We start from the raw sequence: 22264 nt of genomic DNA, 5'->3' as shown, positions 1-22264 counted from the left end.
CTACCATAGAATTTACTATGGTAGTTTATCTTTAGTCTTCTGCCTTACCTATTCCTGATAGTTCAAGACCTTTATTATGTTCTAATGCCCAACTTACAGCCCATTCGCTTTGGAATAAAAGAATATCTCTATCTTTTAGATCCCTTACTGGTTTAGTATCTGAAGTTATGCTTAACTTATCTACGGAAACTTCAGCAGACTCTACCCATCTTATAGCTCTGAAAGCAAGTCTATCCATTTTTATATCAACATTATACTCATTCTTTAGTCGATATTCAAGAACCTCGAATTGAAGAACACCAACAACACCTACAATAATTTCTTCCATTCCTATATGAAGTTCCTTAAATACCTGAATAGCTCCTTCTTGTGCTATCTGAGTTATACCTTTAACAAATTGCTTACGCTTCATTGTATCAATAGGTCTTACTCTAGCAAAATGCTCTGGAGCAAAAGTTGGTATTCCTTCAAACTTGAACTTATTGTTACTCGCACATAAAGTGTCACCTATACTAAAGATACCTGGATCAAATACACCAATTATATCTCCGCCATAAGCTTCCTCAATGATTTCTCTATCTTGTGCTAAGAATTGTTGAGGTTGAGAAAGTCTAATCTTGGAATTCCCTTGTATATGATTAACTTCCATTCCTTTTTGGAACTTACCTGAACATATTCTCATAAAAGCAATTCTGTCTCTATGTGCTTTGTTCATATTAGCTTGAATTTTAAATACGAAAGCTGAAAAAGGCTCTTCGTATACATCTATTTCACCCTTAGTAGAATTTCTAACCATAGGTGGAGGAGTTAAATCCAAAAATGCTTCAAGGAAGTTTTCTACACCAAAGTTTGTTAAAGCACTACCAAAGAATACAGGTGTTAGCTCACCTTGTCTAACTGCCTTTATATCAAATTCATCTCCAGCCATATCAAGTAATTCTATATCTTCCATAAGCTTGTCATGAAGTGCAGAACCTAAAAGTTCAGAGAATATAGGATCATTTACTTCACCTTTAATTGATTCAACTTCATTTGCACCATGGTTTCCACCGTTGAATACAGCTATAGTGTTTTTTGCTCTTTCAAAAACACCTTTAAATTCTTTACCACTACCAATAGGCCAATTCATTGGATAAGTTTTTATTCCCAGTTCCTTTTCTATATCTTCTGTTAATTCAAAAGGATCTTTTGCTTCTCTATCCATCTTATTTATAAAAGTAAAAATAGGAATACCTCTTAAAGAACAAACTTGGAATAACTTTCTTGTTTGTTCTTCTATTCCTTTAGCTGCGTCAACTACCATAACAGCACTATCTGCCGCCATTAAAGTTCTATAAGTATCCTCCGAGAAGTCTTGATGACCTGGAGTATCTAATATATTTATTTTAAAACCATTATAGTTAAATTCAAGCACTGAAGATGTAACTGAAATACCTCTTTGCTTTTCTATTTCCATCCAGTCAGAAACCGCATGTCTTGATGCTTTTCTGGCTTTAACAGAACCAGCCTCACGTATAGCTCCTCCATATAATAAGAGCTTTTCTGTTAAGGTAGTTTTACCTGCGTCCGGATGTGATATTATGGCAAAGGTTCTTCTTCTATCTATTTCTTTAATTAATTCAGACACAACCTTTTTCTCCTTTTCTTAGTCATACAATAATATTTATATCCAATTTTCTATTTTAAAAACTGAAATTTCTAATTACATATATAATAAACTACATTAAAATGAAATAATAACTCTAGATTTAAGATGATTTTCTCTCTTCTTCATTAATTTCATCAATACATTCTAAAATTTTAGCAGCTCTTTCTTTTGTGTTTCCATTTATAATACTATAATTAACATTTTCACTGTCCAAAAAGTTTTTTATAGCAGTATCAATTTGAACTGCAAGATCTTCATCTTGCCATCTTACACCATCTTGTTGATATCCAAATTCTCTTGGAAGAAAGAAGATATAATCATACTTTGGGATATCTTTTATTGCTAAGTAATATAGGTCTTTTAAAATCTCAATTTCTTTTTTCGTACGCTTTTTCTTTCCAAGCATAAACCTTCCATATATATATATCATGAAAGTTGCATAATCTGTTAGAGCATAATCGAAATCATTTAATTCATTCTCTAACATTTGCTGTCCTAAGTATATTCCATATTGTTCTGAAATAGTTTCTATCATACCTTTATCTTTTAAGTAATCTGTACTGTACTCTGTTGCACAGCCAACGTTCAATCCCATTATCTTCATATCAACATATAGCTGCTGAATTAGGGTAGTTTTACCACATCTTGGACCTCCCAAGATAGCTATCCTAGTAGTCATCCATTATCCCCCCAATTATTTTATAAACCTTTCTGATTATATCAATAATCTCTTATATATTCAACATAATTCATCTTTTATAGACCTTCCTATGATATAATAGGTGTAATTAAATGTTGTACTAGTCGACTCATAATATTAATAATAGACATCTATTCCTAAAACTTGTATATTATTAAAATATCAAAATTATAATATATTTTTATAAAGGTATTTGTTGCATATAGTACAACGAACTATTTATATATTTTAATAGAAGATCTTTATAATTTTATATTGATTTTTCACAATCATATAAATTTTATTGCAGTTTCTCTAATGAAAAATATATTTTTTAAGTCAGAAATTTTGTTTTTTATTATACTTTTTAGGAGGATTTCAATTATGTACAAACTTATTGCATTAGATATGGATGGAACTCTGCTGAGAGACGATAAAACAGTATCCCCTGCTGTTTTTGATGCTATACAAGCTGCAAAGGCAAAGGGTGCAAAGGTAGTTTTAGCCACTGGAAGACCTATAAAAGGAGTTGACAAATATTTAACTCACTTAAATTTAAAGGAAGCTGGCGACTATGTAGCAACCTTTAATGGTGCTTTAGTTCAAGATACTTTTACTGGAGATGTTATCTCTCATATAACTATGAATCATGATGATCTTATAACTATATACGAAGCAAGTAGAGAATTAAGGACTCATGTACACTTCTTTGATAAGAATACTTTATATACTCCAAATAAAGATATAAGTAAATTTACAGTTCATGAAGCATTTATGAATGATGTTTCTCTAAATTATATTAATATTGAAGATGTTAATAAAGATATAGTTATTTCAAAGGTTATGATGATAGATTATCCTGAAATCTTAGACAGAGTTGTTACTGAACTTCCAAAGGAACTTGTAGAAAAATATACTATAGTAAGAAGTGCACCTTTCTTCTTAGAATTCTTAAACATAGATGCAAACAAAGGCAATGGTATTATGCTTTTAGCTAATAAACTTGGAATTAAACAAGAAGAAGTTATTTGTGTTGGGGATGCTGGTAATGATATTCATATGGTTGAATATGCTGGTCTTGGTGTTGCTATGGGAAATGCAACTGATGACTTAAAGGCTGTAGCAAACTACATTACTAAGTCTAATAATGAAGATGGAGTTGCTCATGTAATAAATGAGTTTATTTTGAAATAATTAACCCAAAATTCTAAAAGGAGCTGTCTCACTTTGAAACGCTCCTTTTTATTTTTGTATAGATTTCGGTAAAAGAAGTAAGATTTAAACCCTAAATCTATAACCAGCTCCCCATACAGTTTCTATATACTGCGGCTCTGATGGATTAGACTCAATTTTATCTCTAATCCTTCCTATATGAACTGTTATAGTAGCATTGTCTCCTAAAGCTTCAAGGCCCCAAATTCGTTCAAAAAGCTCTTCCCTTCCAAATACTCTATTAGGATTCTCCACTAAGTATAAAAGTAAATCAAATTCCTTCTGAGTAAGATTCACTTCTTTTCCATTAATAAATACCTGTCTAGAAGGTTTTTTAACCTGTAATCCTCTTATAATGATGTCATTATCCTGTGGCTTACTTCCAAATTTATTTTTTAGTCTTTCATAATTTTTTATGTGAGCTTCAACTCTTGCTACCAATTCCCCTGGACTAAAAGGTTTTGTTATATAATCATCGGCACCTAAACTCAAGCCTTTTATTTTATCAATTTCTTCTTTCTTCGCAGATACCATTAAAACAGGAAAATCTTTTTCATCTTGAATACTCTTCATTACATTGTAACCATGAAGTTTAGGTAACATAATATCAAGAATCACTAGATCATAGCTATTGTTTTTAATTTTATCTAAACCTTCAACACCGTCTGTTGCAATGTCAACTTCAAAGCCTTTAACCTCTAAATAATCTCTTTGAAGCTTAGCAATAGTTAAATCATCTTCTACTATAAGTATTTTTTTCATAATTTTAAGCTCCTCTTTTTTTACATTCTCACTATCTGAATAAATAGAATATTTCTGAACTTCAGATAGTATTTTTTATTAACTCCTGCGAAGTATAATTACTATAAAGTATCTTCTACATCATTATTAAGTACCTTACCTTTCGGTAAAGACATCAAAATACTTGTCCCTTCACCCCCATGACTCTTAGCCCAGATACGACCCTTATGATCTTCAACTATTTGTTTAGCTATAGCTAGTCCTAGTCCGCTACCTTTTGTTTGATTTCTAGACTTGTCTATCCTGTAAAACCTATTAAATATCTTATTTACTTCCTCTTCATCTATTCCCATACCATTATCTCTAATTTCGATTATGATACTGGTATTAGTTTCTCTAAGATCTATGTTTATTTGTCCATATTCCTTGTCCATATATTTACGCGCATTATCTATTATATTGATTATAACTCTTCTTAGCTTTTCTCTATCAATCTTAACCATTCTTGTAGTCACAAGCTGATTATCTAAGTTCATATCTATATTATACTTTTTCAGCTCTCCTTCACATTCACATATGCAATCCTCAAAGTAATTAACTATATCGGTCTTCTCAAAATTGTACGGTATCTGATTTAAATCAAGCTTTGAATGTAAAAGTAGATCATCAATAATAACATTCATATAATCAGCCTTCATATTGATGATTTTAAGATAATCAAAAACTTTTTCTTCTGTATTGGCAACTCCATCTAAAATTCCTTCAACATATCCTTTTATAGATGTTATTGGAGTTTTTAAGTCGTGAGAAATACTAGATACAATAAGTCTTCTATTCTCATCATATTTACTCTTCAAAGTTACAGAATCTTTAAGACGTATTCTCATAATCTCGAAGCCATTACAGAGTTCCCGTATTTCTTCATCCCCCGCTTCAATAATCTGAGAATCTAAATTTCCATCTCTTATATCTGATGTTGCAGCCTTTAAATGATTTATAGGCTGCATTATTCTTCTAACAAAATTATAGGTAGTGATAAAATTTGCTATAATAAAAGCAAATACAAAAGCTATAGTTATAAATATGAAAAAATGTTTAGATTCAAAGGTTTCTTTGCTTACTGGAACCATTAATATTAACTTTCCATTAGACCCATCTTCATTTTGAAACCCAGAAATCTTAGACATATAGTTTTCACCATTAATATCTATAGTTCCCTTAGACTCATCCACAATTCTTTCAACATCAATTCTGTTAATACCTTCAGATTGAATAATATCATTCTGACTTTTATATAATATATACTTTCCATTCATATCCGCTAGAGAATATCTTAGATATTTCTCAATTTCTACGTTTGTTTTAATTTTACGCTCTGAATCTATCAAATAATTTGAAATCTCTGATAGGCTTTTACTTTTATCCACAACTTCTTCAATATTTTTCGTGTTCATTCTTCTAATATCAAGTCTTGCAGAAAAAAAGAAAAAGCCACAAGTTGCAACTATAGTTATTATTAATGTTATTAGAACCGTAATTATATTAGAAATAAATAATCGTTTTTTTATCTTCATAATTCACCTTAAAATTCTTTTTTATCAAAGAAATAATAGCTTCCTGTAAATAATAATATCGAATAACTAACTAAAAGCATCCCTTGACGAAGTATTTTCCATGCTGGGAAAATATTCATTATCCATAACTTATACCATCCAAAAGTAGATGTAAAAAATATTCCTGAATATTTAGTTAATACAATTTCTAAAGCTTTGAAACCTATAAATGTTATTATTGCTAGAAAAAATACTGCTGTTCCGCTCTTTATCATATTCGCATAGAACACAACTAATAAAGCTAAAACAATCATAGGAAATAAGGTAACAAAATAACTAATTATTACTTGAATAAGTCCACTTATTGAAAAAGTACTTGGATTAAATAAAATTCCTGCAATTATAGAAAAAAGCATTGCAAATAAAAGATTAGATAATATAAAAATAATTATAGCTGTAAACTTTGCACAGAATACTTTAAACCTAGAAATAGGCCTTGTTATAAGAATTTTCATGGTATTATGTGAAAACTCTCCACTAAAACTATCTACTGCAACTAAAGCTGTAAATAATGGCAACACAGTATATACTAATATAGATAATACTAATATAGGAAAGTCCATACTCTGGGCTCCTATTATCCCAAGACCTTCTCTTAGCGCTATTACTGCTAATTCCCCAATACATATACTAATTAGTGATAATATAGCTGATATTATTACCTTTTTCTTTTTATATAATTTCTCTACCTCATTTATCACTGCATTTTTATACCCTCGCATTTGCTTCAACCTCACTGACAAAATAATTTTCAAGACTCGCATAATTATTTAATATGTTCTGTGTTGTTTCTACATTAAGGATAACCCCATTATGAAGTACTCCTATCTTATTACAAGTGAGCTCTATATCATGAATTAAGTGACTAGAAATAAAGAAAGTTGTATTTTCCTCCACAGAAAGCTTCTTTATAAGTTCTCTCATACTTATCATACCTTCAACATCAAGACCATTAAGTGGCTCATCTAATATTACGATTTCTGGTCTAGATACAATTGCTGCTGCTATTCCAAGTCTTTGTTTCATACCTAAAGAGAATTTCTTTGGTTTTTCATTTTTATATTTGAAAATTCCTGTAAGTTCTAATACCTCTTCTATTCTCTTTTCGTCTACATTATCATAATACCTTGAAAATTGTTTAAGATTTTCAAAAGCCGTTAGATAGGGATACGCTTCCGCATTTTCAATTAGACATCCTACTTTTTTCAAAGCGTTTTCTGTATCTTCTAAAATGCTATGTCCAAGAATTTTCACATCACCAGAATCTGGTTTTACAAGTCCAGTCATAATTTTCATTGCGGTTGTTTTACCAGCTCCATTAGGTCCTAAAAAACCAAAAACATCGCCTCTTTGAATTTGTAAATTTATATCTCTTATACCTCTTTTGTTACTATATAATTTAGTGAGATTTTTTATTTCAATAACCACATCCATAACCGTTTCTCCTATTTTAAGATTAGTGACATAATTCCATGCCCTTTATAAAAAAGCTTTCAAATTTTGAAACTCTTCTTATCATTCACTCTAAAAACAAATTATAATCTAACTAATTCGATAAAATAAAAAGTTATTGTACTACTCTTTGAAAAAGAACATGATTAGTTTTTTCTTTATTCTCATCCTTATTATCATTTGTTGACTTAATATCAAAATAGATACTACTTGGGCTTTGCAAGTCTATAGTCCCAACACTATTGTTAGAATCTACATCTCTTATATTATAATTTAAAGAATAAAACTTTCCAAAACTCTCTTTACTATTATTTTGTTCTCCAGTAAACCTAAATACTGATGATTTCGCATTACCTTCTTCATATCCGTCCTTATAATTTTGATAATATATTATTGAAATAGTATCTGTGTCTAAACTTTTGATTTCAACTGTTCTATCACCAATCTTTATAACTTCTCCATTTTTAACAACAGTTATATCACTTTTATAAGTTCCAACATAAATATTAATATCAACTTTTTCTACGCCTTTTTGATAATTATCATATTGAACAGTAATATTTGGATCATCTAAATTAGGTTTTTTTACAGTAGTCTCATTAATATTAGTTATCTTAAGAAGTATATCTAGGGTAATTATATGCTCATTATTTTGCTCATCTTTTCCAATGACGCTTAAAGATACAATGATTTTATCAACTATATCTTGCTCTGTTATGTTCATACATCCTGATGCTGATTTGATAAAAATATCCTTGTGTAAGTTATATTTATTACTCTGAGTTTCAGCATCATATGTTTTACCTAATTTACTTTTAAAATAATATGAAGTCATAGCATTTACTACTGTTGGTATTTGTGCCTGATTGACAGACACTGCTAGTTCTTTACTTCCATTAGGATTTTCTGAAACTACAATATAATCCTTCAACTCACCAATAGCAGCATCCGTTATTTTTTCTAAATCTGAGTAATCACCTCTTTCAAAAGGGGTTGAAAACTTATAGAAGTTATTTCCGTAAAAATTATTACTAACTCTATATCCGTTATCTATACTATCTATCTTAATATTACTGTCTATATAACTATGATTTTGATAACGTCCTTTTCCTTCCCCTCCTAAAATAGCTTTCTCAATTGCCTTATTTATTACATCGTACTTTGTAATTGAATTCTCACATAAAATTTTCGCACCATTATCCTTTAATTCTATAGCTCTTTCAATTGTATAATTTGATATTGTTCCATCACTAAGGCTAGTTGCAGTATACTTTAAAATATCCTTGCCTTCCTCATATCCGCTTTTGGAATTTATTTCAGCTAAAGCTGTTGTTACAAACATTATTAATCCTACTACAAAACTTAGGGCTATCTTCTGCCTTTTGTTCAACTTCATATTCCTTCACCTTTTACTTATATAGATCTTCTGATTCTAATTTTGATAATCAAAAATGAAAATCTCTAATTTAATACCCTAACTAGATTAGAATTAGCAATAACATCGCTATCTTGTTTATGCTTTTCAAAGCTAACATTAACACTAGTTGGTTCATATAACCCTAAATATCCCATCTCATCATTATCTCCATAAGTGAATTCTATAGCAATAGAATAATACCTTTCTGCTGGATTTTTATCTGGATGTTTTTCTAAATTTTTTTCTATATCTGCAAATATTGCTGACTTTTTATAGTTTTCATAACCCTCTAGGTAATTTTCTGAATAATATGCATTAATTTTACTTTCACTTATCTCTCTTATCTCTAAAACTCTTTCACCTATTTTTACAATATTGTTATCTTTCACAATTAATATATCATTTTTATAAGTTCCTTTATATATACCAATATCAACCTTATCTGATGCAGTAACGCTTCCTTTATTATCAATATAAGTGGTTTGTACTGTCTTTTCTTTTAAGTTTGGTTCATTTACTACTGTACTATTTAAATCCTTTACCTTAATGACAGTCTTTAATGTAAAAATATGAAATTCTTCCTTATCATCTCTAGCACTTATTAATGTATCTATATTAACACTTTCCACAATTCCTGACTTAGATACATTAGCACTTCCCTTTACAGCTTTCACAAATACATCCTTTAAGCCTCTATCTACATAAGCTTGCTTTTCTTGATCATAAGTATTAGAAAGTTCTTGCTTCATTAAATAAGAAGAAATTGCATTAACCAGTGCCGGAATCTGAGTTTTGCTAATAGCTCCTGATAACATTTTGCTTCCATCTGGTCTTTCAGAAACCACTACATAATCTTTGAGATTACCAACCACTGCATCAGCAATTTTTTCAAAGTCAGAAGCATATTGTTGTTTAAAGGGATTCTTACCTAAATAATCAATACTCTGTGGCTCAGAAAATTGAGTAACATAATAAGTATCACTAGATTTATCATAACTGATATCTTTATTTAGGTCCTTATAAAAATAATATTTAACTTGCTGTCCATTTTTTAATTGAGTAGATGTGTCTTCCATACGCTTGTTTACTATATCATATTTCTTTACTTCATTTTGTTTTTCCATAATATCATCATTGTCTAATAATGTGGTCTCAGTTTCTATTGTATAACTTTTTATACTACCTTCATAAAGTTGAGACGCAGTATATTTGAGTATATCTTTTCCTTGTTCATAGCCACTCTTTGAATTGATTTCAGCAAGAGCTGTAGATACAAATAGCGTTGAACCAATTATTAGGCTTAAAGCTATTAATCTCTTCTTTTTAAATTTCATCTTTTCACTCCTTTTTATTTAAGCTTTTTTCCAAAACAATCAATCATAACGTTAATTTATTTTGTTACATTACTTACTAATAGAGTCAATAAGTATAGAAACTTAGCAAATACCTTATTTATCTACGCAATTTGCATCGTAGATTTACTCAAATACTAACTATCACTTTAATTTATTATCATATTTCAGATCAATTATTAGAGATTTTTCTTATTATTTAATTATAAAACGCACCTATATATTTTATCTAACATAAATATAAATAAAGTATAAATTTTTTGTGTTGCCTTTACATTCCAAATATAAAACTATTTTTGATCTGCAGGATATACAACACCAATTTGACTTCTCGCCTCATCAATTATCTCCATAGTTTTAATGGAAACTTCATGAGAATTAACCTTTGACTCCATTTCTCTTGCTTTGAGTGATTTTATGAATTCTTCTATTTCATAAATCATTAATTCCTTATTTTGCTTTATTGAAATATCTTCTACGTCTCCACTTCTATAATGAATTTTTACATCATTAAAGTTATTCATATTACCTATGATGATGCTACCCTTCTCACCTTTAATTTCTGATGAACAGAAGGAATGTGTTATTTTTGAGTATATCACAATAGCCTCCATATCTTTATAGCCAAAGCTTATGCTTCCACTTCCGTCTACCCCTGATTCAAGCATTACTCCTGTTGCTTTTATAGTGTTAGGCTTACCAAAAAGTTGAACCATAGGTTCTATACAATAAACTCCGATGTCCATTATTGCTCCGTTGGACAGCTCTGGTTTAAACGCATTTTGGATAATCCCTTCTTTATATTGATCATACCTTGAAGAATACTGACAATAGTTTCCTACATAGCTTCTTATCTTTCCAATCTTATATAAATTCTCTCTTATAGATGTAAAGTTTGGAGTTACTGTAGTTTTCATGGCTTCCATTAAAAACACTTGATTTTTCTTTGCTACTTCTATCATCTTTTTTACTTCCCTACTATTTGAAGCTAAAGCTTTTTCACAAAGCACATGCTTTTTATTATTTAAAAATAAAATTGTTTGCTCACAATGAAGTGCATTAGGTGATGCTATATAAACTGCATCAATAGATTTACTCTTTGCCATTTCTTCTAGATTAGTGTAGTACTCTTTTGCTCCATGCTTTTCTGCAAAAGCCTTTGCTGAATTTTCAGTTCTCGAATAAATAGCAGTAAAAGAAAAATCCTCAACTAATGCTGCCGCTGCTAAAAATTGTTCTACTATCTTTCCTGTTCCTATTACACCAAAGTTAATCATATGTTTTCCTCCTGTTTTGTTATAAATTTTAGCTTCTATATAAGTTCCAATAATGTTTCTAGATTAAATGTACATACCATTTATGAAATCAATATACATTTCTAATTGAAGGTTACTTAAATTAGTCTTCAACTAATTTATTTACGTATACTGCTTATTCAATTCTATCCCAAAAATTCTTCATAAGAGTAGCTGCTTCCTCTGTGCTTCTTACCTTATTATTGTTTCGCCACTCTGCTGGGAATAACTGTGTATACCTTCTTTGCCCATACCTTGTATCTATAAGTACTATTACACCTTTATCTTCTTCGGTTCTAATGCACCTACCAACTGCTTGAAGTACCTTTATCATTCCAGGGTAAGTGTATGCGTAATCAAAACCAGTTCCTTCTTTCTCGTTAAAATAATCCTTTATAATATCCCTATCAATTCCAATCTGAGGCATACCTACTCCGACTATTATAACACCTATGAGCCTATCATAAGTTAAATCTATCCCTTCTGAAAAATGACCACCTAAAACACAAAATCCTATATAGGATTCTTCTGGATCATTTTTGAATGCTCCAAGAAATTCTTCCTTTTCCTCTTCCGTCATACTAGAGCCTTGAATTTTTGAAGTTAAGCCAGTCTCTCTTTCTAAAAAGCTTTCATATACCATCTCCATATATTTATAAGAAGGAAAGAAAACCATATAATTTCCTATCTTGCTTTTAGCTGTAAGAATTATATAATCAACAATATCATCCAAAGATTCCTCTCTTTTTGTATAAGTTGTGGATACATTGTCAGCAATAAGCAATAACCTGTTATCTATATTAAAAGGAGAAGTCAAATTCACTAAATAATCTTCTGAATTTCCACCTAAGATATCCTGAAAGTATGGTAATGGTAACAAGGTAGCAGAAAAAATAACAGAAGCTTTTCCTCGTTTCATAGCTCCTTGTAATAATTCAGAAGGATCAACACAATAAAGTTTTATTCTTGTATCATCATAGTTCTTCTCTGTAAAGGTCACATACTTTTCATTATATAAATCCCCAATAGACATAAAACTATAAGCATCAAAATAAAACTTTAATAATTCTTCACTATCATCTTGGTTTTCTGATAGATATTCATCTGCCCTTTCTAAGAAAACTCTAAGGAAAGTATAAAGTTCCAGTGGCTCTTCTTTCTCTATAATAATACCTTCTGGCTCGCAAGCTTTTTTCTTCTCCACAAAGTAACTATTTATATTATTAAGAGCTTTATAAAGTCTTTTATCTTTTTCCTTAAGCTCTTTTTTAAGATTCATTACATCACTCTTATTTAAGGTGGCAGAAAACATTTCCCGCCCTCTATCAACTAAGTTATGAGCCTCATCTATTAAAAAAGTAAAATCTGTAGTCTTATTTTCAAAAAACCTTCTTAAATAAACCTTTGGATCAAAAACATAATTGTAGTCACAAACAATTGCATCAGACCATAAAGTTAAATCCAAAGCCAATTCAAAAGGACATAATTGATAATCCTTAGCAAATTTCTCGATGATTTCTCTTGTATAATCACCCTTTTCTTTTAATATTAACTTTAAAGCTTCATTTATACGATCATAATAACCATTTGCATAAGGACAATATTCTGGATTACAATTGGACTCTTCCATAAAACATACCTTATCCTTAGCAGTTATAGTCACAGCTTTAAGCTTTAAACCCTTATTTCTCATAGCTTCTATAGTATTCTCTGCTACTTCTCTAGTTATTGTCTTTGCTGTAAGATAAAAAAGCTTTGAACTATGACCTTCTCCTAACGCCTTGATTGCTGGGAAAAGAGTAGATACAGTCTTACCAATTCCAGTTGGTGCTTGAGCAAAACACTTCTTACCATCAGTTATACTTTTATAGACCCTTACTGCAAAATCTCTTTGCCCTCTTCTATATTCATTAAAAGGAAAAGTTAACCACTTTATAGTCTCATCCCTAAGATTTTCCCACTGCTTTTGAATTTCCGCCCACTCTTTATATTTATCTATTAAATCAAAGAAAAAATTCTTAAGCTCATCAAAGGTATATTTGTTTCTAAGAAATTTAGTCTCATCGGTTTCTATGTTGTAATAGGTAATTTGTATATATATTTCCGACAGTTCATTTTGCAAGCAATATATGTATCCGTAGCACTTTGCCTGGGCCCAATGAAGAGGATTAAAGTCTTCATCTATACTAGCTAAATCTCTTACAGTAGTTTTTATTTCATCGATTATAAAATCATCATCTTCACTTAAAATTCCGTCAGCTCTTCCCTCTACTATGATTTTTATATCTTCCTCAACAATCTCATATTTTAAAGGAAACTCAGCCTTATAATTATCCTTATAGCCCCTTTGAATTTTTTGATGTGCCCTTGTACCTTCCACAGCTCTAACACTGCCAACATATCTATTATCAATGCTACCATGTCGCATAATAAATTCTACTAAATTTCTTATAGATATCTTAATTTCTCTCATGTTTACCATCCTTTAAACACCCCATACATTACATTAATTAATCAACATACTTTCTTTCACTGGTACCTAAAAAGCATGGGTTCTAAAATTTTCTACTGTCTTGATGAATTAATGTTTTACCCCAATCATGTATAAGAGTCTTATTCACTATAGAACTATTTTAATACAAAAGCTTATATATTGCATTTAAGTTTTTTATATCTTTATCTTAGTTCTATAAAAATAACCTGTCAGCTAACATTTACGTTATAAAGAAATTACTCTATAAAATAGCAAGTGGATTTTTCTGCTACTTACATCCACTTGCCGAGTTGAAGTTTATATCTTCATAAGCATATAAATCTATGCTGGTTTGGAAACTTATGATACAATCTCTATATACTTAATAAATAGAAATATATTTCTAAGGAGATTACAAAAGATGAAAAATGCAGTAACGTTATTATGTTTTTCAATTGCAATATCTATTTTTTGTACAGTTTGGGGTTTGCTCGAAACCTTCCATGGACCTGCGACTGTAAGTAATGCAATTATCACATTGGGCTACATCTTTTGTTGGATTTTAATGTTAGTATATGGCGCGAAAGGTTCAACTCGAGGGTTCAAGATGTATTTCTGCATATTTTGGATTATTACGTTTGGAGCAACTTTAGTAAATGTATATTTAAATGCTACAGATGCTTCAATTGGATGGTTTCTACCTTTTGAAATTTTACTAATAGGTCCGTGGTATGGACTTGAGTTCTTTGGGATAAAAGGGTATTTAGCTTTCTTCCGTATAATAGCAGTTATATCCTTAATAATGACTGCAAGTGGTGCTATGTTAATTAAACCTCAATTGGGCAAGCAGTCGTCAAACCCTATTAGTTAACTTTTAGGCTGAGACGTAATTACCTATAAAAATAGCAAGTGGGGTTCTTATTACTTATACCCACTTGCTAAATTAATGTCTATTCTTTTGGTTTCCAATTAGAATTTATTTTTTTCCCAAATATCTGTTTCTCCCACTGATCCCTTGGGCCATCAAATTCATTAGACGGTATATTCCATACTACATCTGAAAATAAACAAGTCATTATCGCTAATTCTTTATCAAAATCTTTATCATAAATTACTTTATATTCGTCACAATAAACTTTTTTAAGTCGTTTTATTTTTATTGCTGCAACCTGTACATCATCACAATATACGGAAATATCTTTGTGTGAGTGGCTCCATATCTCAAATTTTTTACCTAATATTTCTCCGATTACTGAACCATGATTGTTACGTAAATATCCTTGATTTTCTCCATTTTTATAATATATATATGGACAGCTGCTGAATCTAAATATACTTATAATTGGTGTATTCTCAAGAATTAATTTCTTCTTATCTTCTTGCCTCAAACTAATAACTTCATTACCATCAGTATCAAACAAAGATATTTTTCTAAAGTCAAAATATACAATACGATTAACTTCTGCTGTATTAATAAGATTGTCTTCCTCAATTATTTTGTACTGGTAATTATCTTTTAGTCTTACTTTTTCAATCCTTAATTCCATTTGTTAATCTCCCTATTTTAATAATTGCATATCAATATGACTATTTGATATTTCAATTAAGTCTAATCCATATCTTTCTCTAATGTCATCAAGACATTCTTTACTACTATATTTCGATATAATTAATCCTACTCCTATAGTCATATAATCCCTCTAAAAATTTCTTTCAAATACCTACTGTTATAATAAGCTTCTATTACTTAATCAAAAAATTACTTCACATATTCTTAACTATATTTCTAATTTTATCTTATGAAGTCATAAATCGGAGAATCTACAATAACTAGTGGTTTGTTTTTTGTTTTTAAATCTCATATTATTGTTTACTACAATCCATTTTTTGTATAGTTAATCTTACCTTTAAAGTATGTTCGAAGCCTTTCACTACAATAAGCACACTAAAAATGAGCCAACACTCAAAACATCAGCCCATCTAATTTTATATATATAATTATTCTACACTATCATAAATCATTGGAACAATAAGTTTATTAATTCTATAGGCATCTAAAAAAATTAAGGTTTCAACTTGAAACCTTGCTTTGATAGATAATTAATATAATCCTTTAAGTTTTCCGGATTTTCTTTAAAGAACTTTGTCATATGTTCAAAACAATTTAAAGTATTTATAGAAATAGTATGTTCCACCTTTTCAGTATCTTCTAAAATATGCTCTTCTCCAACTCCTATTAATTTGAAAAATTCTTCTACTACTATATGCCTTCTATATAACAACTCTCCTAAAACTCTTCCCTTTTCCTCAAATATAATTAAACCATATTTCTCATACTTTAATAGCTTTAATTCTGATAATCGTTGAACCATTTTTGTCGCTGAGGATGGCTGCACATTTAAAGCTGAAGCTAACTCCTTTATTCGAGTAAACTTATCATTAATTGAAAGTCTGTATATCATCTCAAGATAATCTTCCATTGATGCGGTAAGAACATTATGTTCTTTTTTCATATATTCATTAAAGGTATGAAAAAAACTATCTTTCACCCGAATGCCTCCTAAATATATAGTTAGTAAAAAATATTAAACCTACTTATATAATATTAATTTATTTTCCCTTCTATGTCCTATCATTAAAAATAAAATCAATATCTGTAACTTTTCTATATATAATCTCATAAGTTGTATAAGGGAAATTCTTTTAGTTTAGGTCAACTCAATTATTCTATGTAAACTGTGTTTATTAACGTTAACTATATTTATTGGTATTAACTAAATTCTTTTAAGTTAACTATCACAACTTGGTAGTGAAAATTTTGATTTTTTCATTAATCTCAATATATTAAACAGCTGTTACTATATATAACTTATATGACTTTACTTTTAACTTATGATTACGTCGGAGGTGGAACTCTTATGCAAACTGCAAAAGAAGGGAAAGGTCTTACTTATAGACCCTTGACTAAGAATAAACTGAGGAGCAATTTAAAATTTATAGGACCTGCTTTTGTTGTAAGTGTTGCTTACATTGACCCTGGTAATTTTGCAACAAATATTACTGGTGGTTCTTCATATGATTACAGCTTGTTATGGGTTATATTTTGGAGTAACCTTATGGCAATTTTTCTTCAGACCTTATCTGCTAAGTTGGGTATAGCTACAGAAGAAAATTTAACAGGCTTATGTAGAAAGGTATTTTCGAAAAAAGTAAATTGGATATTTTGGTTTGTAGCAGGACTAGCTACAATCGCCACTACCCTAGCAGAATTTTTAGGAGCTTCCCTTGGGTTTTACCTCTTATTTAGAATTCCGCTTCCCATAGCAGGTTTATTAACGGGTATCATAACCTTTGGAATAGTTTACCTTCAAAAATATGGACAAAGGCTAATTGAAATAGTTATAACCATTTTAGTAGCCATCATCTGTCTTGCTTATACCATAGAACTTTTCCTAGCAAGACCTGATTTTTCTGCTATAGCTTTAGGTACATTGGTACCAACACTTCCTGATAACAATTCGTTATTAATAGCTGTTGGAATGCTAGGTGCTACAGTGATGCCTCATGTAATTTACTTGCACTCAGAACTAGTTCAAGACAGAAATAAAAATTGCTCAATAAGCCAGAAAAAAAAGCATCTTAAGCTAGAAAAAATAGATATATTCATAGCCATGAATATTGCTTTTATAGTTAATGCTGCTATGGTAATAGTTTCTGCTGCCGTGTTTTATAAAAGTGGACTTGTAGTTGATTCCATTGAGGATGCTCACAAATCCTTAAGTCCCCTACTAGGCTCTCTTTCCAGTGGTGCTTTTGGTATTGCCTTACTTGCCTCTGGTTTTTCCTCCTCTACAGTAGGTACTATGGCTGGCGAAACGGTTATGAATGGCTTTGTTAATATAAAAATCCCTACAAATATAAAAAGACTCATCACTATGGTCCCAGCTATGTTTATTCTAGCTATAGGAATAAATCCAATGACAGCCCTAGTTCTTAGTCAAGTTTTTTTAAGCTTTGCACTACCTGCTGCAATAATTCCTCTGATTCTTTTAACTAGCAAAAAATCTATTATGGGGGAATTCGTGAACTCCTCAGCTACTAAGATATTTGGATTTGCAATTGCTCTAATAATTGTAGTTTTGAATTGTGTACTTTTGTATTCTACCTTAATTGGATTTTAATACAGATACTATAATAAAATATTTTAAGTTTTAATTCCTCATTTTATAATCCATATGGCTTTCAACAAGTCAAAAGGGCTGCCGTACTAAGTACGAAGCCCTTTTTGTGTAAGAAATAAATCCACACTCCTCAAAGGGTATGAACTTAGAATATTTGTATTTAACTTATTCACTTCCTAATGAACACCAATCAACACAACATTTTTATGGGCCAGAACCTCCCCCTGACCAATAGCACCACCCTACAAGATTTCTATTAACATATCCAAAATGAATATCATCAAAACCATCTACCAAGTATTGTTGTCCATAATATGAATCAACATAATTAGATTTCGTTATACTACAAGTTAGACTTTTTATAGGATTACTAAAAAATAAGTGACTTTTTATAGCTGCACTAGGTGTATATAGTATGTATAAGATTGCTAATGTTATAACACAACCTTTTAGCATTAACTTTTTTAATTTCATAGCAGCCCTCCCAAATATAATATAATAGACTCTTTAATATCCTCTATCTTGTGTAAAACATCAGACGTCGGCGAAAACCTTTTTAACACGTCTTACCTAAAAAGGATGTTCATACAAGGCACCTTTTAATCCTTATATTAACATCCTTTAATATTTTTCTCAACATTTAAACTTATTTATCTAGACACAGGTATAAAGCCTATCTTCTTCTGCATCTTTCTTAAAGTCTTAGTTGCTACATAGTTTGCCTTTTGTGCACCCTTGCTGTAAATCTCCTCAAGCTGCTTTTTGTCAGCTAAAAGTTCCTTTACCTTTGATTGAAGCGGTTCAAGTTCAGCTACTATTGCTTCTGCAACGTCCTTTTTAAAATCTCCATAGCCTTTGCCTTCATATTTCTTTTCGATTTCGTCATAAGACATTCCAGTAATTGTACTTAAAATCGACATAAGATTTTGAACTCCTGGCTGCTCATCGCTGTATTTAACAACTCCTATACTATCAGTTACAGCTCTTGCTATCTTCTTTCTTATAACTTCAGGAGGATCTAATATATATATACACCCATTTGGATTTTCAGTTGATTTTGACATCTTCTTTGTCGGCTCTTGAAGATCCATTATTCTTGCTCCTGTAGGTGGAATATATGGTTCTGGAATCTTGAAAGTTTCACTATAAGCACCATTAAATCTTTGAGCCAAGTCACGAGTAAGCTCTAAGTGTTGTTTTTGGTCGCCACCAACTGGCACTAAATCTGTTTGGTATAGCAATATATCTACAGCCATAAGTACTGGATAGTTTAATAATCCTGCACTTACATTTGTATATTTTGCTGATTTATCTTTAAATTGAGTCATTCTTGATAGTTCGCCTATGTAAGAATTACAATTTAATAACCATTGAGCTTCACTGTGAGCTGGCACATGTGATTGTATAAATAATGTATTTTTATCTGGATCAATTCCTGCTGCCACATAGATTGCAAGAAGTTCTAGAGTTTTAGCTCTTAAATTTTTAGGCTCTTGTCTTACTGTTATTGCATGCAAATCTACTATACAATAATAACATTCATATTGGTCTTGAAGTTTCACCCAATTCTTTAAAGCCCCTAAATAGTTTCCAAGTGTCAAATCCCCGGATGGTTGTATTCCACTAAAAATAACTTTTTTATTCTCTGTTGTATTAGCTTCCATTTTATTTCCTCCTATATCTTAGCTATCAATATCTGTCCCTCACTATTTTTCAAGAGATCTAAATTAAAAACCCTATGCAAACTGCATAGGGCGAATATATCGCGGTACCACCTAAATTTTAAGAAATGATTATTCTTAATATACTTCAATAAAATTCCACTGTAATTTCTCATAAAGAAATTATATATACGTTCTCATTAAAAATCTACATTGACTTCAGTAAACTCTGTATTTAATGTATAAATATTATTGGAATTTATATATCAAAGCATATGTAAAAAAACATTTTCTCCTCTACCATTAACGCTGGCTACGGCTTTATTACTTATTTCATAAAACATCTCAAAGGCCCATTCAGTTTAAACATCACTACTAAGGTTCCACCAATCCTCAGCTCTCTTTTAGCTTGTTTTAAACTTACTATTCTTGTCATCGATTATATAAATATATTAGACCTTATCTTTGTAACTGTCAATATATATGAAAAGGTTTTTAGTTTTTTCTTATATAATAAAAAACAGCTTATAAATATATCCCTAAAAATATATTTATAAGCTCAAAGAACTTATATAGGATTTTATTTTTACTAATCCACTGAACTTTATATTCCTCAAATCCTATATTCTAGTTCTATGTAAATTTATTTTAAATAACGATAATTTAAGCTATCAAAATAATTTGCTAATTCTTCACTAGATACCTTAAAAGTTTTGCCGTTATAATAGCAGCTCTCATAATTTTCATCGCCACCACTTAACTCTACAGTATCTGCATTGCTAAGATTTATTGTTAACTCTATTTGTTGATCTTCATCTATCGATGCATCTTCAGTGAAATCTGCACTGTTATATATTTCTACGAACTCATCTATCTTATCGTCATCTATCCCTTTTATCAAGGTTTCCATCCTTTTATTATCCTTTGATACTACTATATTATCTACGTCATTAGCAGATATGGTTGTTCTTGTGGTTGTGGTAACTTCTTCTTTATCCTCTTTCTTTACACATCCAGTGACTAACGCTAAGCTGACACAAGCTATCAGCCCATAAGTTATCCATGTCTTTTTCATAACTGATCCCCCAAAAATTTTTAATCCTTGGTTATATATATTATGACAAAAGCTTCATTATACTTAAAATATATTAGTATCAGCTATTTTTAATGAAATTTATTAATAACTAATTTATTTCTGTCAATGAAATAAAATAAGTTTTATAAGCCCCCTTCTTCCAAGGAACATTTAGTAAATTTGATGAATGTTGCGATACTAGAGGTTCATACCAACCTTTTCCGCTATTATATAAAAAGCCTGTTACTATTGAAGAATGATATATACTATCAGCATTCTCGCCTTTAGCATATTGTATAACATCTCCAAGCATTATATCGCTAGTCATGGATTTATCAAAACTATTATCACCTTTTATAACTTTTATTTTAGCTTTAGGTCCAAAAATATTCTTCTTATAGTTTCCATCTAATATGTAAAAAAGTCCTCTTGGAGTACTCCAATGCCAAGACCAAGTATCATCTAAAGTACTATGAGTATTTTTACTTTCATAATACCATGGAAGCGCCTCATTATACGCACATAAAGCACCACCAGCTTTTATACATTGTGAAACAAAGTTTGTAGCATCCCCTGTATCAAAAGTTACTTCCATATTTCTAAAAGCTCGATTGGGAACTAATGCATAAGTTATAGCATAATTGTATGCTAAGGCTCTATTATAAATTTTGTTTTTATCCTCAGGAGTTTTATTGTTTGTAGAAGTTAAAGCTGCATTATTCATATCCACATCCTTATCCTCTATAATTTTTATTCTAGCTGGTGCACTCTCTTTTGCTTTTTCTATAGCAGTTGCTGCTCTTACTCTAAATTCATTATCTTTTTGTATTAAAATTTCTAAATCTTCTTCTTCAGCTTTGAGCGAACTTCCTGCTTCAGTACAAAAAATATCACGTTCTATTTTCCAACCATCTTCTTCGTAAGTTAAATTGATTTGATGATTTTCAAGAAGCTGAGATGCTACAGATTCTCCTAGAGGATTACCTGCATTCCAATATAAATTGCACAGTAATGTGGCTCTTATGCAGCAATGCTCCTTATTTTTTTCATTCTCCATAATAATCAGCATGGGCTCGACTCTTTCAATAATATAATCGCCTTCTGCAAAATTTATAATGTAATCTCTTAATATATAACAATGATTAAACAGCAGATTCTTTTGTGAATATGGATATTTCTTCGAAAAAAATACATCCATATCTTCTACTTTTTGAGTTACAATAGCTCTCATCCTAGAGCTAAAATATTTATCAACTATTTGTTCTGGAGTATCCTTTCCTTTTGAAGTGACCCCTTGAACTGAACAAGTAGTAAAAGTGACAAAAACCATTATCCAAATCATTAATGTTTTTTTGATTTTTCTTTTCATGGTTATTCTCCATTTTCGTATGAATTTTAGAGTCTAACCTTCAATATACATTTTGAAGTCAGACTCTAAATACATACTTTAAATTAATATAACTTT

20 protein-coding genes are annotated in these 22264 nt (G+C 30.2%); 3 read left to right on the top strand and 17 right to left on the bottom strand.

Annotation, left to right across the window (positions count from 1 at the left end):
* Positions 1-31: 31 nt before the first annotated feature.
* Positions 32-1627 carry a peptide chain release factor 3 gene (locus CLOCEL_RS03415; protein ID WP_013291607.1) on the bottom strand — a complete coding sequence of 532 codons (1596 nt, stop codon included), beginning with the start codon at positions 1625-1627 and terminating at the stop codon, positions 32-34.
* A gap of 121 nt (positions 1628-1748) precedes the next feature.
* The gene (locus CLOCEL_RS03410; protein WP_010074784.1) at positions 1749-2327 is read right to left on the bottom strand and encodes an AAA family ATPase; all 579 of its coding nucleotides are present in this window, start codon (positions 2325-2327) and stop codon (positions 1749-1751) included.
* A 384-nt stretch (positions 2328-2711) separates the two neighbouring features.
* Between CLOCEL_RS03410 and yidA the strand changes: the two genes are divergently transcribed.
* Positions 2712-3521: a sugar-phosphatase gene (yidA, locus tag CLOCEL_RS03405; protein ID WP_010074785.1), complete on the top strand. Its 810-nt coding sequence runs from the start codon at positions 2712-2714 to the stop codon at positions 3519-3521.
* 84 nt (positions 3522-3605) lie between these two features.
* On the opposite strand, the gene CLOCEL_RS03400 is transcribed toward yidA, so the two are convergent.
* The 8 genes from CLOCEL_RS03400 to CLOCEL_RS03365 all read right to left on the bottom strand — a co-directional run bounded on the left by CLOCEL_RS03400 (position 3606) and on the right by CLOCEL_RS03365 (position 13882).
* On the bottom strand, positions 3606-4301 hold the full coding sequence (locus tag CLOCEL_RS03400) for a response regulator transcription factor (RefSeq protein WP_010074786.1): 696 nt from the start codon (positions 4299-4301) through the stop codon (positions 3606-3608).
* A 101-nt stretch (positions 4302-4402) separates the two neighbouring features.
* Positions 4403-5854, bottom strand: coding sequence for a sensor histidine kinase (locus CLOCEL_RS03395; RefSeq protein WP_010074787.1), 1452 nt, complete (start codon positions 5852-5854; stop codon positions 4403-4405).
* Between the two features lie 8 nt (positions 5855-5862).
* Positions 5863-6615, bottom strand: a complete 753-nt coding sequence (locus CLOCEL_RS03390) for an ABC transporter permease (protein ID WP_010074788.1) — start codon at positions 6613-6615, stop codon at positions 5863-5865.
* Positions 6602-7327 carry an ABC transporter ATP-binding protein gene (locus CLOCEL_RS03385; protein WP_010074789.1) on the bottom strand — a complete coding sequence of 242 codons (726 nt, stop codon included), beginning with the start codon at positions 7325-7327 and terminating at the stop codon, positions 6602-6604. The genes CLOCEL_RS03390 and CLOCEL_RS03385 overlap by 14 nt, the downstream gene beginning before the upstream one ends.
* A 133-nt stretch (positions 7328-7460) precedes the next feature.
* Positions 7461-8741, bottom strand: coding sequence for a hypothetical protein (locus CLOCEL_RS03380; RefSeq protein ID WP_010074790.1), 1281 nt, complete (start codon positions 8739-8741; stop codon positions 7461-7463).
* Between the two features lie 65 nt (positions 8742-8806).
* Positions 8807-10096 carry a hypothetical protein gene (locus CLOCEL_RS03375; RefSeq protein WP_010074791.1) on the bottom strand — a complete coding sequence of 430 codons (1290 nt, stop codon included), beginning with the start codon at positions 10094-10096 and terminating at the stop codon, positions 8807-8809.
* Between the two features lie 308 nt (positions 10097-10404).
* Complete coding sequence (locus CLOCEL_RS03370; RefSeq protein ID WP_010074792.1) at positions 10405-11391, bottom strand: Gfo/Idh/MocA family protein; 987 nt, start codon at positions 11389-11391, stop codon at positions 10405-10407.
* A 154-nt stretch (positions 11392-11545) separates the two neighbouring features.
* Positions 11546-13882 carry an ATP-dependent DNA helicase gene (locus tag CLOCEL_RS03365; RefSeq protein WP_010074793.1) on the bottom strand — a complete coding sequence of 779 codons (2337 nt, stop codon included), beginning with the start codon at positions 13880-13882 and terminating at the stop codon, positions 11546-11548.
* Between the two features lie 421 nt (positions 13883-14303).
* On the opposite strand from CLOCEL_RS03365, the gene CLOCEL_RS03360 reads away from it, so the two are divergent.
* A complete protein-coding gene (locus CLOCEL_RS03360; protein ID WP_010074794.1) occupies positions 14304-14753 on the top strand; it encodes a YccS family putative transporter in 450 nt (149 codons plus the stop codon).
* Positions 14754-14832: 79 nt separating this feature from the next.
* Here the strand turns inward: CLOCEL_RS03360 and CLOCEL_RS03355 are convergent, their stop codons facing one another.
* The 3 genes from CLOCEL_RS03355 to CLOCEL_RS03350 form a co-directional block, all read right to left on the bottom strand.
* On the bottom strand, positions 14833-15429 hold the full coding sequence (locus CLOCEL_RS03355; protein ID WP_010074795.1) for a hypothetical protein: 597 nt from the start codon (positions 15427-15429) through the stop codon (positions 14833-14835).
* 12 nt (positions 15430-15441) lie between these two features.
* Positions 15442-15573, bottom strand: a complete 132-nt coding sequence (locus CLOCEL_RS23645; RefSeq protein ID WP_010074796.1) for a hypothetical protein — start codon at positions 15571-15573, stop codon at positions 15442-15444.
* Positions 15574-15945: 372 nt separating this feature from the next.
* Positions 15946-16431 carry an iron dependent repressor, metal binding and dimerization domain protein gene (locus CLOCEL_RS03350; RefSeq protein ID WP_010074797.1) on the bottom strand — a complete coding sequence of 162 codons (486 nt, stop codon included), beginning with the start codon at positions 16429-16431 and terminating at the stop codon, positions 15946-15948.
* A 369-nt stretch (positions 16432-16800) separates the two neighbouring features.
* Here CLOCEL_RS03350 and CLOCEL_RS03345 point away from each other — a divergent pair, with 369 nt between their 5' ends.
* The gene (locus tag CLOCEL_RS03345) at positions 16801-18063 is read left to right on the top strand and encodes an Nramp family divalent metal transporter (RefSeq protein WP_010074798.1); all 1263 of its coding nucleotides are present in this window, start codon (positions 16801-16803) and stop codon (positions 18061-18063) included.
* Between the two features lie 204 nt (positions 18064-18267).
* Here CLOCEL_RS03345 and CLOCEL_RS03340 read toward each other — a convergent pair whose 3' ends face one another.
* The 4 genes from CLOCEL_RS03340 to CLOCEL_RS03325 form a co-directional block, all read right to left on the bottom strand.
* Positions 18268-18537 (bottom strand): hypothetical protein, encoded by a 270-nt coding sequence (locus CLOCEL_RS03340; RefSeq protein WP_010074799.1) that lies wholly within the window; start codon positions 18535-18537, stop codon positions 18268-18270.
* A 176-nt stretch (positions 18538-18713) separates the two neighbouring features.
* A complete protein-coding gene (gene trpS, locus CLOCEL_RS03335; protein ID WP_010074800.1) occupies positions 18714-19727 on the bottom strand; it encodes a tryptophan--tRNA ligase in 1014 nt (337 codons plus the stop codon).
* Positions 19728-20367: 640 nt separating this feature from the next.
* Positions 20368-20799, bottom strand: coding sequence for a hypothetical protein (locus CLOCEL_RS03330; protein ID WP_010074801.1), 432 nt, complete (start codon positions 20797-20799; stop codon positions 20368-20370).
* A gap of 109 nt (positions 20800-20908) precedes the next feature.
* Complete coding sequence (locus tag CLOCEL_RS03325; protein WP_010074802.1) at positions 20909-22168, bottom strand: amidase domain-containing protein; 1260 nt, start codon at positions 22166-22168, stop codon at positions 20909-20911.
* Positions 22169-22264 lie beyond the last annotated feature (96 nt).

It is taken from the genome of Clostridium cellulovorans 743B, from assembly GCF_000145275.1.
Classification (GTDB): Bacteria; Bacillota; Clostridia; order Clostridiales; family Clostridiaceae; genus Clostridium_K; species Clostridium_K cellulovorans.
The sequence above is the reverse complement of the archived record's forward strand: the minus strand, read 5'-3'. Positions and strand labels throughout refer to the sequence as shown.

Coding starts and splice junctions, on each gene's coding strand:
- CLOCEL_RS03360 (WP_010074794.1), top strand. CDS start 14,304: ATGAAAAATGCAGTAACGTTATTATGTTTTTCAATTGCAATATCTATT.
- CLOCEL_RS03330 (WP_010074801.1), bottom strand. CDS start 20,799: ATGAAAAAGACATGGATAACTTATGGGCTGATAGCTTGTGTCAGCTTA.
- trpS (WP_010074800.1), bottom strand. CDS start 19,727: ATGGAAGCTAATACAACAGAGAATAAAAAAGTTATTTTTAGTGGAATA.
- CLOCEL_RS03380 (WP_010074790.1), bottom strand. CDS start 8,741: ATGAAGTTGAACAAAAGGCAGAAGATAGCCCTAAGTTTTGTAGTAGGA.
- CLOCEL_RS03390 (WP_010074788.1), bottom strand. CDS start 6,615: ATGCGAGGGTATAAAAATGCAGTGATAAATGAGGTAGAGAAATTATAT.
- CLOCEL_RS03370 (WP_010074792.1), bottom strand. CDS start 11,391: ATGATTAACTTTGGTGTAATAGGAACAGGAAAGATAGTAGAACAATTT.
- CLOCEL_RS03325 (WP_010074802.1), bottom strand. CDS start 22,168: ATGAAAAGAAAAATCAAAAAAACATTAATGATTTGGATAATGGTTTTT.
- CLOCEL_RS03385 (WP_010074789.1), bottom strand. CDS start 7,327: ATGGATGTGGTTATTGAAATAAAAAATCTCACTAAATTATATAGTAAC.
- CLOCEL_RS23645 (WP_010074796.1), bottom strand. CDS start 15,573: ATGACTATAGGAGTAGGATTAATTATATCGAAATATAGTAGTAAAGAA.
- CLOCEL_RS03355 (WP_010074795.1), bottom strand. CDS start 15,429: ATGGAATTAAGGATTGAAAAAGTAAGACTAAAAGATAATTACCAGTAC.
- CLOCEL_RS03395 (WP_010074787.1), bottom strand. CDS start 5,854: ATGAAGATAAAAAAACGATTATTTATTTCTAATATAATTACGGTTCTA.
- CLOCEL_RS03365 (WP_010074793.1), bottom strand. CDS start 13,882: ATGAGAGAAATTAAGATATCTATAAGAAATTTAGTAGAATTTATTATG.
- CLOCEL_RS03340 (WP_010074799.1), bottom strand. CDS start 18,537: ATGAAATTAAAAAAGTTAATGCTAAAAGGTTGTGTTATAACATTAGCA.
- CLOCEL_RS03410 (WP_010074784.1), bottom strand. CDS start 2,327: ATGACTACTAGGATAGCTATCTTGGGAGGTCCAAGATGTGGTAAAACT.
- CLOCEL_RS03375 (WP_010074791.1), bottom strand. CDS start 10,096: ATGAAATTTAAAAAGAAGAGATTAATAGCTTTAAGCCTAATAATTGGT.
- yidA (WP_010074785.1), top strand. CDS start 2,712: ATGTACAAACTTATTGCATTAGATATGGATGGAACTCTGCTGAGAGAC.
- CLOCEL_RS03400 (WP_010074786.1), bottom strand. CDS start 4,301: ATGAAAAAAATACTTATAGTAGAAGATGATTTAACTATTGCTAAGCTT.
- CLOCEL_RS03345 (WP_010074798.1), top strand. CDS start 16,801: ATGCAAACTGCAAAAGAAGGGAAAGGTCTTACTTATAGACCCTTGACT.